Consider the following 14,112-nt stretch of genomic DNA (forward strand, 5'->3'; position numbering starts at 1 on the left):
CACCCGAGTGAAGCACGTAACGCTGTCCCGCGCCAGCACCGCGCGCTACAGTCGGGGGATGGCATCGTCGCCCCCCGCCGCCCCGCGCCCCGCCGCCCCACTTCCCACCGACGTGCGTCGCGCGACCATCGTCCGGGCGAGCTTCATTGCGATCATCGCCCTGCTGGGCCTGTGGGTCGCGCACAATTTCCTGCCCGCGCTGATCTGGGCGGTGGTGATCGCGGTCGCGATCGACCCGCTGGTGCAACGCGCCGAACGGCATTTCCCGCAGGCACGCCCGAGCCTGATCGCGCTGGGCTTCACCGTGGCGGTCGCGTTGCTGATCCTGCTGCCGGTCGGGTTCGGCCTCGCGCAGGGCGCGCGGGAGGCGCACGATGCGCTGGCGTGGATCAAGGACGCGCGCGAACACGGCGTCCCGCCCCCGGCATGGATCGCCACCTTGCCGTTTGGCAGCAGCGAGGTCGCGAGCTGGTGGCAGGCCAATCTGGCCGATCCTGCCGCCGCCAACGAGTTCTTCCACCACCTGACCGGCACGACGATGCGGACGCGCACGCGGCTGATCGGGTTCGGGCTGATCCATCGCTCGGTGATCTTCGGCTTCACGCTACTGGCGCTGTTCTTCCTGATCCGCGACCGCGACGCGATCGTCGCGCAGTTTCGCACGGTCAGCGCGAAGGTGCTCGGGCCGGCGGGGGAGCGGATCGGGCGACAGGCGCTGCTGTCGGTGCGCGGGACGATCGACGGGCTGGTGCTGGTCGGGATGGGTGAAGGCGCGATCATGGCGGTCGTCTATGTCGTGCTCGGCGTGCCGCATCCGATCCTGCTCGGGCTAGCCACCGGGATCGCCGCGATGATCCCGTTCGGCGCCGCGGTAGTGCTGGCGATCGCTGCCCTGCTACTGCTCGTCCAGAGCTCGGTCAGCGGCGCGATCGCGGTCGGGGCGATCGGCCTCGTCGTGGTGTTCGTCGCCGACCATTTCGTGCGGCCCGCCCTGATCGGCGGCGCGACGCGACTGCCGTTCCTATGGGTGCTGATCGGCATCCTGGGCGGAGTCGAGACGCTCGGGCTGCTGGGCCTGTTCGTCGGGCCGGCGACGATGGCGGTGCTGGTGATGCTGTGGCGCGAGCTGGTCGCGGGCAAGCCGGATGCGCCGGTGGCTTGAACGGGCAAGTCGGGCGCGGCTAGAGCAGGCGACATGACGAACCGCACTGCCGCCCGCATCCTGGTCGACCAACTGATCGCGCAGGGCGTCGACCGCGCGACCTGCGTGCCGGGCGAAAGCTATCTCGCGGTGCTCGACGCGCTGATCGACAGCGGCATAGACCTGCTGACCTGCCGTGCCGAGGGTGGCGCGGCGATGATGGCGGAAGCGTATGGCAAGCTGACCGGGCGGCCCGGCATCTGCTTCGTGACGCGCGGGCCGGGCGCGACCAACGCCAGCCCCGGCCTGCACATCGCGATGCAGGATTCGACGCCGCTGATCCTGTTCGTCGGCCAGATCGAGCGCGGCATGCGCGACCGCGAGGCGTTTCAGGAGCTCGATTACCGCGCGACCTTCGGCGCGCTGGCCAAGTGGGTGGTGGAGATCGACGATACGGCGCGCATCCCGGAGATCGTCGCGCGCGCCTTTCGTGTCGCGATGCAGGGGCGGCCGGGCCCGGTCGTGATCGCGCTACCGGAGGATATGCTGGTCGATAGCGCCGAGGTCGCCGACGCGCCGCGCGTCGAGCCGGTCGATGCGGCGCCCTCGCCCGCCGACATCGATGCGCTCGGCGAGTTGCTGGCCGCCGCGCGCAACCCGGTCGCGATCGTCGGCGGATCGCGCTGGACGGCGGCGGCGCGCGACGCGATGGTCGAGTTCGCGCACCGGCTGTCGCTGCCCGTCGCGGCGCAGTTTCGCCGCGCGCCGCTGTTCCCCGCGACCGACGATCATTTCATCGGCGACCTCGGCCTCGCGCCCAACTCGAGGCTGATCGCGCGGGTGAAGGCCGCCGACCTCGTCCTGCTGATCGGCGGGCGGATGTCGGAGATCGCGTCGCAATCCTATACCTTGCTCGACATTCCGGCGGGCGCGCAGCGGCTGGTTCACGTCCATCCCGACCCGATGGAGCTCGGCCGCGTCTATCAGCCGACCCGCTCGATCAATGCGACGCCGGGCGCGTTCCTGTCGGCGGCCGAGCGGATCGCGCCGCGCGCGGGCGACGTGACCGAGGCGCGCGCCGATTACCTCGCCTGGTCCGACACGCCGCCGCGCGTGCCCGGAGACTTTCAGTACGGCGAAGTGATGGCGTGGCTGCGCGACCGCCTGCCGGCCGATGCCGTGATCTGCAACGGCGCCGGGAACTTCGCGAGCTGGATCCACCGTTACTACCGCTTCCGTGATTTCGGCACGCAGCTCGCGCCGACCAGCGGATCGATGGGCTACGGACTGCCCGCCGGCGTCATGGCCAAGCGGCAGAAACCCGGCAGCATCGTCCTGACGATCGCCGGCGACGGTGATTTCCTGATGAACGGGCAGGAGTTCGCGACGGCAGTGCATCACGGCATCCCGCTGATGGTCATGGTGATCGACAACGGCATCTATGGAACGATCCGGATGCACCAGGAGCGGCACTATCCCGGCCGCGTGTCGGCAACGGCGCTGACCAACCCGGATTTCGCTGCGTTGGCGCGGGCCTATGGCGGGCACGGCGAGACGGTGACGACCACCGCGGAGTTCGCGCCAGCGTTCGAACGCGCGCTGGCGAGCGGGAAGCCGGCGATCCTGCATTGCCGCCTCGATCCCCAGGCGATTACGCCGACGGCGACACTGGATGGGATTCGGGAAGCGGCGTTGAAGGGGTAAGATTTGAGGAAACGACACGGCAAAGCCGCGTCGTCGGTCGTTACTGCGCAATGCCGGCCGGACTTTCGCCTACCGCGACTTAAGTTACTTAAATCGCTACGAAAGCTGGAGCGGGTGAAGGGAATCGAACCCTCGTCGTAAGCTTGGGAAGCTTCTGCTCTACCATTGAGCTACACCCGCTCGGGAGAAGGGCGGATACCGAAGCCGGGGCGGGCGCGCAAGCGCGTTCAGCCGAGCGCCTCGACCTGCTCCGCCAGTTCCAGCCAGCGCAGTTCGGCCGCGTCCTTCTCCGCCCGTGCCGTCGCGATCGCCTCGGTCAGCGCGGCAAATTTCGCTGGGTCGCGCGTGTAGAGCGCGGGGTCGTGGAGCGCCGCTTCGTCGCGCGCGATAGCGGCCTCGATCGCTTCGATCCGCCCCGGCAGCAGGTCGTAGTCCCGCTGGTCCTTGTAGGACAATTTGCGCGGCGCCGATTGCGGCGAAACCGGGGCGATCGTCGATTTGGCGGGTGTTCTGACCGGTTTCGCGGACGGTTTGCGGCGTTGGCGCTCCCAATCCTCATATCCGCCCGCGACGATATCGACCGTCCCCGATCCGTCGAGCCCGAGCGTCAGCGTGCACGTCCGGTCGAGGAAGTCGCGGTCGTGACTGACGATCAGCACCGTGCCGGCATAATCGGCGATCACTTCCTGAAGCAGGTCGAGCGTTTCGAGGTCGAGGTCGTTGGTCGGCTCGTCCAGCACCAGCAGGTTCGACGCGCGCGCGAACTCGCGCGCCAGCAACAGTCGCGATCGCTCGCCGCCCGACAGCGTGCCGACCCGCGCCTCGACCATGTTCGGATCGAACAGGAAGTCCGTCAGGTAACCGTGGATATGCTTCTTGACGCCGAGCACCTCGATCCAGTCGCCGCCATCGGCCAGCACGTCGCGCACCCGCTTGTCGGGCGCCATCAGCTTGCGCTGCTGGTCGATCACCACGCCGTCGAGGGTCTTCGCCAGCTTCACCTCGCCGCTGTCGGGCGGGAGCTCGCCGGTCAGCAGCTTGAGCAAGGTCGTCTTGCCGGCGCCGTTCGGCCCGACCACGCCGATGCGATCGCCGCGCGTGATACGCAGCGACAGGTCGCGGATGATGACGCGGCCGTCGAACGCCTTGGTGGCATGTTTCGCGTCGATCACGACCTTGGTCTTGGTGTCGTCGCTGGCGGTGACGAGATTGGCGGCGCCCTGCGGCCCCAGCATCGCGGCGCGTTCGCTACGCATTTCCCTCAGCTTCGCCAGCCGACCCTGGTTGCGCCGCCGCCGCCCGGTGACCCCGCGCTGGAGCCAATGCTCCTCGATCTTCAGCTTGGCGTCGAGCCGCTGGGCGTTGCGCTCCTCCTCCGCATAGACCTGATCGGTCCACGCCTCGAACCCGCCATAGCCGATCTCGTTGCGGCGTAGCGACCCGCGGTCGAGCCACAGCGTCTGCCGCGTCAGTCGGGTCAGGAACGTGCGATCGTGGCTGATGACGACGAACGCGCCGGCGAAGCGCCCCAGCCAGTCCTCCAGCCACTCGATCGCGGCGATGTCGAGATGGTTGGTCGGCTCGTCGAGCAGCAGCACGTCGGGATTCTGCGCCAGCGCGCGGACGATCGCGGCGCGGCGGCGCTCGCCGCCCGACGCACTGGCGGCTTCACGCGACAGGTCGATGCCGAGCTGGTCGGCGATCGCGTCCGCCTCGTAGCGCGCGGGCGCGTCGTCGCCCTTCATCACGAAATCGGCCAGCGTCGCGCAGCCATCGACGCGCGGATCCTGTTCGAGCAGCACGACCCGCGTGCCGGGCACGATCGTCCGCCGCCCCTCGTCGCTGTCGACCGTGCCGGCGATCAGCTTGAGCAGGGTCGTCTTCCCCGCGCCGTTGCGCCCGATCAGCGCCAGCCGGTCGCGCGCGCCGATGTGCAGGTCGAGGTGACGGAACAGCCAGCCGGCGCCCTGGACCAGCCCCAGATCCTCATATGATAAAATCGGCGCTGCCACCGGCGTTCTGATCCAGAAATTGGCCTCCCCGGCGAAGGCCGGGGTCCAGTTGCGAGCGGCTCGATGCTGGACCCCGGCCTTCGCCGGGGAGGCGTGTGGGTGATGCTGCCGGCTCATTAAAGGTCTCTGCGCTCGCTGCAACCTCCCGAACCCGGCCTGGCGCGAGCCCGCCGGACGTCGCCGACAGCCGCGCGGCGGCGTTCACAAGCTGTTCAAACCCCGATCCTTATGCCACCGGTCATGTCGATGCTTGCCGTAATCGCCCTGTTGTCCGTCACGCCGACCGTTCCCGCGCCGGTGGACCTCGACCCGTGCCAGCAGCGCCGGGGCGATCGCAGCGGCGTGTTCCAGGCGATGCGCGAGGGGCGCACGCTGCCCCTGCCCGAAATCGAGCGGCGCGTGATCCCGGCGATGCGCGGCGCGCAGTATCTGGGACCGGAGTTCGATCCCGACAGCGGCATTTACACGCTGAAGTTCCTGCGCGATGGATCGGTCATCTGGCTGAAGGTGGATGGCCGGTCCGGCCAGATCATCGGCCGCGAGGGATATTAACGGGCGCCCGCCGCCCGCTGACAGGGGAAGATCATGCGCGTTCTGATCGTCGAGGACGAACCCAATCTACGCCAGCAGTTGCAGAACACGCTGGAAGGCGCCGGCTATGCCGTCGACACCGCCGGCGACGGCGAGGAGGGCCTGTTCCTGGGCGAGACCGAAGCGTACGACGCGATCGTGCTCGACCTCGGTCTGCCGGAGATCGACGGGCTGACCGTGCTCGACCGCTGGCGCAAGCAGGGCAAGGCGACGCCGGTGCTGGTGCTGACCGCGCGCGACAGCTGGTCGGACAAGGTGGCCGGGCTCGACGCCGGCGCCGACGATTATGTCGCCAAGCCGTTCCAGACCGAGGAGCTGATCGCCCGCCTGCGCGCGCTGATCCGCCGCGCGTCGGGCAATGCCTCGTCCGAATTGATCGCCGGCGACGTCCGGCTCGACACGCGCTCGGGCAAGGTCACGCTGGCGGGCGACCCGGTCAAGCTGACCGCGCAGGAATACAAGTTGCTCAGCTACCTGCTCCACCACAAGGGCAAGATCGTCAGCCGCACCGAGCTGATCGAGCATATCTACGACCAGGATTTCGACCGCGATTCGAACACGATCGAGGTGTTCGTGACGCGCATCCGCAAGAAACTGGGCCAGGACGTCATCACCACGATCCGCGGGCTCGGCTACAGCCTCGACGATCCCGACGCGCCGCCCCGCGCGACCGAGTGATGGTAGCCATCGCCGGCGCTTCGTTTCTTCATAGCCGTCACCTGCGCGTAAGCGGAGGCCCATCTCGCGCCGTTGCATCCGACGATCCGGCTGGCAGCCGGGTCCCCGCTTTCGCGGGGATGACGGGTTGACATCGATGGCGGAGCAAGACCCCAAGATTATCGCGACCGCTCCCGCAGCGACGTCCGCCGCCGACGGCCCCCGCGCGCCGTTGGTGACACCGGTGACGGGGTCGCTCGGCCGGCGCATGATCCTGATCGCGGCGGTGTGGATCACGCTGCTGCTCGGCGCGGGCGGCTTCGCGCTCGATCGCGTGCTGACCAACGCCGTCACGCGCAATTTCGACAGCCAGCTCGAGATCGTGCTGACCTCGCTGTTCACGTCGGCGGAGATCGGGTCGGACGGCGAGGTCAATTTCAACCGCGGCCCCGCCGACCAGCGTTTCCTCGAACCCTATTCGGGGCTCTACTGGCAAGTGTCGGCGCCGGGCAAGGACACGTTCCCCTCGCGATCGCTGTGGGACCGCCGGCTGGCCTATGGCGACAATCACTACGACCTGAACGCGCACATCTACGACAGCAATCAGTTCAAGGACGAGAAGCTGCGCGTGATCGAGCGCGACGTCCGCATCCCGGGGTCGCCGACGCGCTGGCGGTTTCAGGTGGCGCAGAGTCGCGACGGGCTGGACGCCGACATCCACGTCCTGCGGCAGACGCTGTTGCGCAGCTTCGCGCTGCTCGCACTCGGTCTGATCGCGCTGGCGGGGTTGCAGACGTGGTACGGATTGCGGCCGCTTCGGCGGTTGCGGCTGGGGATCGCGCGGCTGCGCGGCGGCCTCGCGACGCGGATCGACGGCGCGATGCCCGCCGAGGTCGCGCCGATGGTCGAGGAACTGAACGCGCTGATCGAGCATAACGATCGTCAGGCGGAGGAAGCGCGGCGCCACGCCGGCAATCTGGCGCACGCGCTGAAGACGCCGCTGACCGTCATCATGAACTCGGCCACCGCGCACGCCGACGACCTGGCCGAGACGGTAATCCGCGAGGCGCGGACGATGCGGCGGCAGGTCGACCACCATCTGGCGCGCGCGCGGGCGGTCGGGCGGCGCGGATCGGCGCACAGCCGCGCCGACGTCTGGCCGAGCCTCGAATCGGTCGAGCGCGCGGTGTCGCGCCTCTACCCCCACGTCCGCATCGACGCCGACGGCGCCAAGGACCTGCGCGCGCATGTCGAGCGGCAGGATCTCGACGAGATGCTCGGCAACCTGATCGAGAATGCCGCCAAGTACGGCGGCGGCAGCGTGTTCGTGACCGTCCGCGCGCAGGCCGGGTTCGTCGAGATCCTGGTCGAGGACGACGGCGTCGGCATCCCGGAAGCGGAGCGCGTCCGCATCTTCGATCGCGGCGCCCGGCTCGATACGGGGAAGCCCGGGACCGGCCTCGGCCTCGCCATCGTCCGCGACGTCGCCGAAATCTACGAGGGCACGGTCAGCCTGGAGGAAAGCGAGGATCTGGGCGGGCTGCTGGTCCGGCTCCGGCTGCCGGCGGCGAGTTAGGGTCGATCGACATTCGGCTGATTGGCAGTGACGGATCGGCCAAAATGACACGTCACCCCGGCCTTGTGCCGGGGTCCACGAGGCGGCTTTTTCATACCAGAGTATCGAGCGATGCGCTGACGTTACGGAGGACGCCGGCACAAGGCCGGGGTGACGAGAATGTTTTATGAAAACCCGCTTTAAGCAAAGGGAGTAATCCAGCCGTGCCTCCTTACTGGATTGCTTCGCTACGCACGGCGGTCTGACAACGAACAAGGGCGCGACCGTCGCCGGTCGCGCCCTTCCCATAGTCGCTGGGCGGCTACCTTAGCGGCAGCGGCGCTTCGCGGTGACGGTCTTGTCGATCGCCTGGCCGCCGAGCGCGCCCGCGGCGCCGCCGACGACGGTGCCGAGCAGCTTGTCGCCACGGCCCGCAATGCCGTTGCCGACCAGCGCGCCGGCGACGCCGCCGACCACCAGGCCGGTCGTGCCGTTCGAGCGGCGGCAATAGGTGCGGCCGTCCTGACCGCGCCACTCGCGATACTTGTAAAATTTGCGCGACTGCGCCTCGGCGGCCGGTACGACCGCTACGGTCGAAGCCACAATCGTCGTCGCCGCCAAAGCGAGCATCAGCTTACGCATATCATCCTCCTTTTATCGTTATCGAATCAGCGGCAGCGGCGATGCGCGGTTATCGTGCGATCGATCGCCCGGCCGCCGAACGCGCCGGCGACGCCGCCGACCACGGTGCCGAGCAGCTTGTCGCCATGGCCCGCAATGCCGTTACCGATCAACGCACCGCCGACGCCGCCGACGACCGCGCCGGTCGTGCCGCCCGAATGGGTGCAATAGGTATGGCCGCCGCGCCCGTGATAGGTGCGATAATAGTGCCGGCGCGCTTCCGCCGAGGTCGGAACGCCGAGCGACGCGGCCGTCAATGCGGCGGCGCCGAGGCCGAGGAACATGGTACGCATGGTAAAATCCCTTTGCTCTGGATCAATGCCACCCCATCCAACGTCTCGTGTCGCGATTGGGTTGCATTGTCTCATGGATTCATTTCGGGAGCGTTCCGGCATGCGCGACAGGATCGTGCGCACGGCCGGTTGACAGTGAAACCATCATGCCCGTTTTCCACGTTATCCACAGGCCCCGCGCCGCCATTCCCGCTTGGCGCGACTCGCGATCGGTGACAGCATCATGACATCGAGATCGCGACGATCCGCCGAGAAATCGGTAGAAAGTTCAAGACCTTGATCTTCTAGATGAAAAGGCGCCGCAAGGTTGCCGGACGATCGCGAAGGGTGGGATATCGGTCCCCGCAACGTTCGATGGCGCCGCGCAAGCGGTACGGTTGGACCAGCACGCCGAGACGCCTGCCGACGCGCAAGCGGATGCTTCGGCGTTCGTTTGAGCAGGCCGCCGGTGGCCGGGAAAGCTGAGACGTCCTCGGACGGATCGCACCCGGCCCCGACGACCGAACCGGACGAGCAGGTGGACCCGGCCGAGCGATCGGCTCCGTCAAACCGCTTGGACGGTGCACCATTCGCAACTGGCCTTCAAGCCTATCGGATGGGGCGAACGCTGGCGGACGATCGGCTTCGGGTCGAACGGAAACCGGCGGCGAAGCTCGAAAAACGCCTTCGGGCGCGACGAGTGGAGCAAGCCGCGATGTCGGAAGCGCTTCGGCGCGTCGGATGTCACGGTTCGCGATGTGAGGACCGTCTCCGGACGGGCCGCGCGGAGCGAGAAACGCGAACGTTGCGCCGGCCTTCGGGCCGCGCGCAACCGAGCAACCCGCGAAACCTGGCGCCGCTCGCGCAAGCAAGCAGCACGGACGTAGCGAGCCGCCGAAACCAGATGGGCTGGCCCAACGCTTCGGCCGACGGCCCGCAAATCGAAGTCCGGCGTCCGGGGAGTCGGTGGCAACACCGGCTCCCCAATTGCGTCTTGGGGGTTGCGATACTTCCCGTAGGCGGCTGGCAACTAGCGCGCGATGCTACATCTGTGATTGCAATTGGGTGGATTGCGGTCCGACAGCTTCGCAGTGAAATAGGTTACGTGGCCGACATTGAAGCGGAGCCGTTCATGCCTTTTCCGGTTTCAGAGCAACGGATAGTAGATGCTGAAGAGGCACTGGGTAGAGCGTTTCCGCCGGAATTGCGGCGGCGATTAATGCGAGAAAACGGAGGTGAGATTTCCCTCGAAGACGACGACTGGTCTCTTCACCCGGTCTGGGACCCAACGGATCGCAAAACGATGGGCCGGAGTGCGAGCCATATTATAGCGGAGACGGCGACAGCGCGTTCTTGGGAATCATTCCCATCGGACGGGGTCTCTTTAGCGTCGAATGGCACCGGTGATCGACCCATCGTACTCGGATGCGCGGATCAAATCTTTTTGTGGGAGCATGAAACCGGTAAGTGTCTTCCGGTGGAGGCGGATTGGCTATGACGCGGTGACGGCAACGTCGAGAAAGCTTTCAACGTCGCGAAAAGCTGGAACTGGTTCGTTTGCCGTCATTCAATTCCATATGAAGCACGTCGCCAGCAACGGTTTGCTGTGACTGTCGAAGAGTCATTGGCAAGCCAGACAAGCCGCCTGCCGTAAGGCGCGTTCCCGCCGCCAACCGCTTTCAACGGCCAAGACTCACGGCTAGGGCGAAGCCATGCTCCCCCCGCCCCCACAATGGCTGCCGGCGATCGCGCCGTGGCTCGATCTGGCGGGGTTGGTCGTGTTTGCGGCATCGGGGGCGCTGGCGGCGGCGAAGCGGGGGCAGACGATCGTGACGCTGTCGTTCTTCGCGCTGGTCACCGGGGTCGGCGGCGGGACGGTGCGCGACCTGCTGATCTCGGCACCCGTCTTCTGGATCCACGACAGCCGCGCCGCCGCCGCGTGCCTGATCGTCGCGTTCGCGGTGTGGCTGACGCCGGCGGGGTGGTGGCGGGGCGCGGCGCTCGACTGGTTCGATGCGGTGGGGCTCGCGGCCTATTCGGTGTTCGGCGCGGCCAAGGCGATCGGGTACGGCGTGCCCCCGGTGCCGGCGGCGCTGATGGGAGTGGTGACGGCGTGCGTCGGCGGGATCATCCGCGACGTGCTGGCCGGGGTGCCGTCGATCCTGTTGCGGCCGGAAATCTACGTGACCGCCGCGGCGCTGGCGAGCGGACTGTATGTCGGGCTCGGGCTGGCCGGCGTGCCGCTGCCGGTCGCGGCGGTGGCGGGGGCGCTGGCCGGGTTCGCGTTGCGCGCGGCGGCGATCCACTGGAAGCTGGCGCTGCCCGCCTATCAGCAGGTAAGCGAGCGGAGCGATTAGCCGGGCGGTCGTTCCCCGGAACTGGGTGACGTGCCCCGCGACGATCCGTCAGCCCAGCCGGGTGCCGGCGTATGCAACGCCGCGTGGGCATCGCTTGATCCGCTTGCGCTAGAGAAAGCGGCCTGGTGGACCCCGGCACAGGGCCGGGGTGACGGCCTTTGCTATCGGGTGACCGGGTTCCGATACCGAATGTCGATCGGCCCAAACCCGTTCGAAGCAGGAACCGCCGCCGACGCTGCGGTCACGCGCGGCGCCTAGGACGGATCGACATTCAGCTAACCGGTGAACGTCACTTCCATGTTCGTCATCCCCGCGCAGTCGGGGATCCAGACTGGCTATATCCACAGCTTAAAACCGCCATTCTCGCGACTCTGGATCCCCGCCTGCGCGGGGATGACGAGCAACAGGTGGCTCGAAACGCTACATCATAGCTGAATGTCGATCGACGCTAGTCCCGCACCATCCCGACCTCGCTGAACGGGCGGACGTCGCCCGGCGGGATCGTCGCGTCGGTCAGTTCGCGCTGCCAGAAGCCGACATCGACCCAGCGTCCTTGCTTGTAGCCCATTTCGCGCAGCACGCCGGCGCGGCGGAAGCCGGTCGCCTCGTGCAACTGGATCGAATGGTCGTTGGGCAGCGCGATGACGCCGACGGCGTGGACGAATCCCTGCGCGCGCAACGTCTTGACGAGCGACTGGTAGAGCAGCCGCCCAACCCCCTGCCCCTGCGCCGCGCCCGACACATAGACCGAGGTCTCGACCACCCAGCGATAGGCGGGGCGCTCACGGAACTGGGTGGCGTAGGCGTAGGCGAGCACGCCGTCGCCCTCCGCCTCGCCGTTGGTCGCGACCAGCCACGGATAGAGCCCGCCCGACGCCGCCATCCGCGTGCGGATCGCGCGGGCATCGGGCGCCTCCGTCTCGAAGCTGACGGTGCCGGTCAGGACGTAGGGCGCATAGATCGCGGCGATCGCCGCGGCATCGTCCGGCCGGGCGGGCCGGAGCGCGATCACGACCAGATCGCCTTCAGCGCCATCGCCAGCAGCGAGGTGTCGGCGGGGCTCGCGCGCATGTCGCCGAACCCGCCGCATTCGAGGCAGCGGGCCTGGACCGAGCGAACCTGCGACAGCCGCTTCGCGTCGCCGATCGCGCGCGCCAGCATGTCGTGGCGCTCGGCAGCGATCACCGCGAACACGCCGCGCGCCTGATCGTCCGACGCGCTGTCGTCGTCGCGGTCGCCCGCCCAGCCGGCGACGAGGCGGCTGAACCAGCTCGGCGGCTTTTCGAGATAGACTCGCTCGACATTGGCCGGGTCGAGCTTGGCGCGCCGTGCGGCCTCGGCGACGGCGTCGTCGAGCGTGCCGAAGCGATCGACCAGCCCGAGCTGGCGCGCACTGCCGCCGTCCCACACCCGACCCTGGCCGATCTCGTTGACGCGTTCCGGCGTCATGTGGCGCGCGGCGGCGACGCGGCCGATGAACTGGGCATAGCCATGCTCGATCGATTTCTGCAGGATCGCATCGACCTGCGGCGTCGTGCCGCCGGTCACGTCGGGCTGGCCGGACAGCGGCGTGGTCTTCACGCCGTCGGTCGTGATGCCGAGCTTGGCGAGCGAGTTCTCGAACGTCGGGATGATGCCGAAGATGCCGATCGAGCCGGTGATCGTGTTCGGTTCGGCGAAGACGATGTCGCCCGCGGTCGACACCCAATAGCCGCCCGACGCGGCGAGGCCGCCCATCGACACGACGATCGGCAGCCCCTGGCGCTTCGCCTCCAGGATCGCCTGGCGGATCGTCTCCGACGCCAGCGCCGAACCGCCGGGCGAATCGATCCGCACGACCAGCGCCTTCAACTCTTTCTTCCCGAGACCGTCGAGTACTGCCTGCGCGATGGTGTCGCCGCCGGCCGATCCCGCCCCCGCCTTGCCGTCGACGATCTCGCCGGCGACGGTGACGATGCCGACCTTGTCGCCGCCGGTGGGTAGCGGATTGGCCTCGACCCAGTCGTCATATTTGATCGTCGCATAGTCGCCCGGCACGCTCTTGGCCGCCGGTCCCGCGAGTTCCGCGACGCGTTTGCCGAACGCCAGCCGGTCGCCGAGCTTGTCGACCAGCCCGGCCGCCAGATTGGCCTTGGCGATGTCGCCATCGGTCGCCGCCACCGCCTGGTCCGGGTTGGTCAGGAAGCCGTCGATCTGCGCCTTTGGCCGCGCCTGATGGACCAGGTCCTTCCACTGCTGGAACAGCGTGCCGTAGAGGGCGGTCGCCGCTTCCTTCGCCTCGGGCGACTGGTCGGCGCGGATATAGGGCTCGACGTACGACTTGAACTTGCCGACGCGATAGACGTGGACGTTGACGCCGAGCTTGTCGATCAGCCCCTTGTAATAGAGCTGGTTGCCGCCGGGGCCGGCGAACAGCGTGCCGCCCATCGGATCGACCCACACTTCGCTGGCGCTGGAGGCAAGCAGGTACGCGCCGTCGGTATAGGCGGTGGCATAGGCCAGCACCGGCTTCTTCGCGTCGCGCACGCGGCGGATCGCGGCGGCGACTTCGCCGACCGCGGCGGGATAGCCGCCGCCATAGCCGTCGAGGTCGAGCACCACGACCTTGACGCGATCATCGGTACGCGCGGCGTCGAGCGCGCGGATCAGGTCGCGCAGGCGGAACTGGCGGCCCGGCGTGTCGCCCTGTGCCGCGGCGAGCGGGCTGGCATTGGCGGGTTGCTCGACGATCGCGCCGTTCAGCTTGAGCAACAGCGCCCCGGTCCGCACCGACCCGTTGGGCTTGGCCGACAGCGCCATGAACAACGCGCCGAAGAACAGCAGCATGAACAGCAGGACCATCAGGTCCTTGATCCCGACCAGGACCTTCCAGGCGCCGCGAACCAGTTTCATGAGGGGCATTCCTTCCGCGAGGCGCCGGGCGGCGCTCGACGTCTGCGATAGCCGCAAGTGTGTGGTGGGAGCAATACGCAACAGCCGTTTCCTCTCCCCTGGACAGGGGAGAGGGATACCGCAGCTTAGCGGCGCAGCCGCTTAGCGAAGGTTGGGTGAGGGGTCGAGCGAGCCGGAGGCTCGCGTGCTCGCAAGCGCGAGCACCACCCCTCACCCAGCTTCGACTAGGGCCGCGCTGAAGGAGCGCGAC

General features: G+C 68.0%; 12 protein-coding genes and 1 tRNA gene. 7 read left to right on the forward strand and 6 right to left on the reverse strand.

Features of this window, described 5'->3' with window-relative positions; all coding sequences use genetic code 11:
- The first annotated feature begins 7 nt into the window (after positions 1 to 7).
- Together J0I47_RS09675 and J0I47_RS09680 are read left to right on the forward strand one after the other, a co-directional pair.
- Positions 8 to 1,162, forward strand: coding sequence for an AI-2E family transporter (locus J0I47_RS09675; protein WP_294046769.1), 1,155 nt, complete (start codon positions 8 to 10; stop codon positions 1,160 to 1,162).
- 33 nt (positions 1,163 to 1,195) lie between these two features.
- Positions 1,196 to 2,845 (forward strand): thiamine pyrophosphate-binding protein, encoded by a 1,650-nt coding sequence (locus J0I47_RS09680; protein WP_294046771.1) that lies wholly within the window; start codon positions 1,196 to 1,198, stop codon positions 2,843 to 2,845.
- A 106-nt stretch (positions 2,846 to 2,951) separates the two neighbouring features.
- On the opposite strand, the gene J0I47_RS09685 is transcribed toward J0I47_RS09680, so the two are convergent.
- A tRNA-Gly gene (locus J0I47_RS09685) sits at positions 2,952 to 3,025 on the reverse strand.
- Between the two features lie 47 nt (positions 3,026 to 3,072).
- Complete coding sequence (locus tag J0I47_RS09690) at positions 3,073 to 4,857, reverse strand: ATP-binding cassette domain-containing protein (RefSeq protein ID WP_294047175.1); 1,785 nt, start codon at positions 4,855 to 4,857, stop codon at positions 3,073 to 3,075.
- 240 nt (positions 4,858 to 5,097) lie between these two features.
- Between J0I47_RS09690 and J0I47_RS09695 the strand changes: the two genes are divergently transcribed.
- The 3 genes from J0I47_RS09695 (at position 5,098) to J0I47_RS09705 (ending at position 7,681) form a co-directional block, all read left to right on the forward strand.
- Entirely contained in the window at positions 5,098 to 5,409 is a 312-nt protein-coding gene (locus J0I47_RS09695; protein WP_294046773.1) for a hypothetical protein, read from the forward strand.
- A gap of 33 nt (positions 5,410 to 5,442) precedes the next feature.
- On the forward strand, positions 5,443 to 6,126 hold the full coding sequence (locus J0I47_RS09700) for a response regulator transcription factor (RefSeq protein WP_294046774.1): 684 nt from the start codon (positions 5,443 to 5,445) through the stop codon (positions 6,124 to 6,126).
- Between the two features lie 247 nt (positions 6,127 to 6,373).
- On the forward strand, positions 6,374 to 7,681 hold the full coding sequence (locus J0I47_RS09705; RefSeq protein WP_294047176.1) for a HAMP domain-containing sensor histidine kinase: 1,308 nt from the start codon (positions 6,374 to 6,376) through the stop codon (positions 7,679 to 7,681).
- A gap of 306 nt (positions 7,682 to 7,987) precedes the next feature.
- Here J0I47_RS09705 and J0I47_RS09710 read toward each other — a convergent pair whose 3' ends face one another.
- Positions 7,988 to 8,302, reverse strand: coding sequence for a glycine zipper 2TM domain-containing protein (locus tag J0I47_RS09710; protein ID WP_294046775.1), 315 nt, complete (start codon positions 8,300 to 8,302; stop codon positions 7,988 to 7,990).
- Positions 8,303 to 8,328: 26 nt separating this feature from the next.
- Entirely contained in the window at positions 8,329 to 8,634 is a 306-nt protein-coding gene (locus J0I47_RS09715) for a glycine zipper 2TM domain-containing protein (RefSeq protein ID WP_294046777.1), read from the reverse strand.
- A 1,111-nt stretch (positions 8,635 to 9,745) separates the two neighbouring features.
- On the opposite strand from J0I47_RS09715, the gene J0I47_RS15775 reads away from it, so the two are divergent.
- Complete coding sequence (locus J0I47_RS15775) at positions 9,746 to 10,111, forward strand: SMI1/KNR4 family protein (protein WP_366810082.1); 366 nt, start codon at positions 9,746 to 9,748, stop codon at positions 10,109 to 10,111.
- 214 nt (positions 10,112 to 10,325) lie between these two features.
- Positions 10,326 to 10,970, forward strand: coding sequence for a trimeric intracellular cation channel family protein (locus J0I47_RS09720; RefSeq protein ID WP_294046779.1), 645 nt, complete (start codon positions 10,326 to 10,328; stop codon positions 10,968 to 10,970).
- Positions 10,971 to 11,418: 448 nt separating this feature from the next.
- On the opposite strand, the gene J0I47_RS09725 is transcribed toward J0I47_RS09720, so the two are convergent.
- Positions 11,419 to 11,982, reverse strand: a complete 564-nt coding sequence (locus J0I47_RS09725) for a GNAT family N-acetyltransferase (protein ID WP_294046781.1) — start codon at positions 11,980 to 11,982, stop codon at positions 11,419 to 11,421.
- A complete protein-coding gene (gene sppA / locus J0I47_RS09730; RefSeq protein WP_294046783.1) occupies positions 11,979 to 13,862 on the reverse strand; it encodes a signal peptide peptidase SppA in 1,884 nt (627 codons plus the stop codon). Before sppA ends, J0I47_RS09725 begins: the two co-directional genes overlap by 4 nt.
- Positions 13,863 to 14,112: the final 250 nt, after the last annotated feature.

The sequence above is a fragment of the Sphingomonas sp. genome (genome assembly GCF_017304635.1).
Taxonomy (GTDB): domain Bacteria; phylum Pseudomonadota; class Alphaproteobacteria; order Sphingomonadales; family Sphingomonadaceae; genus Sphingomonas.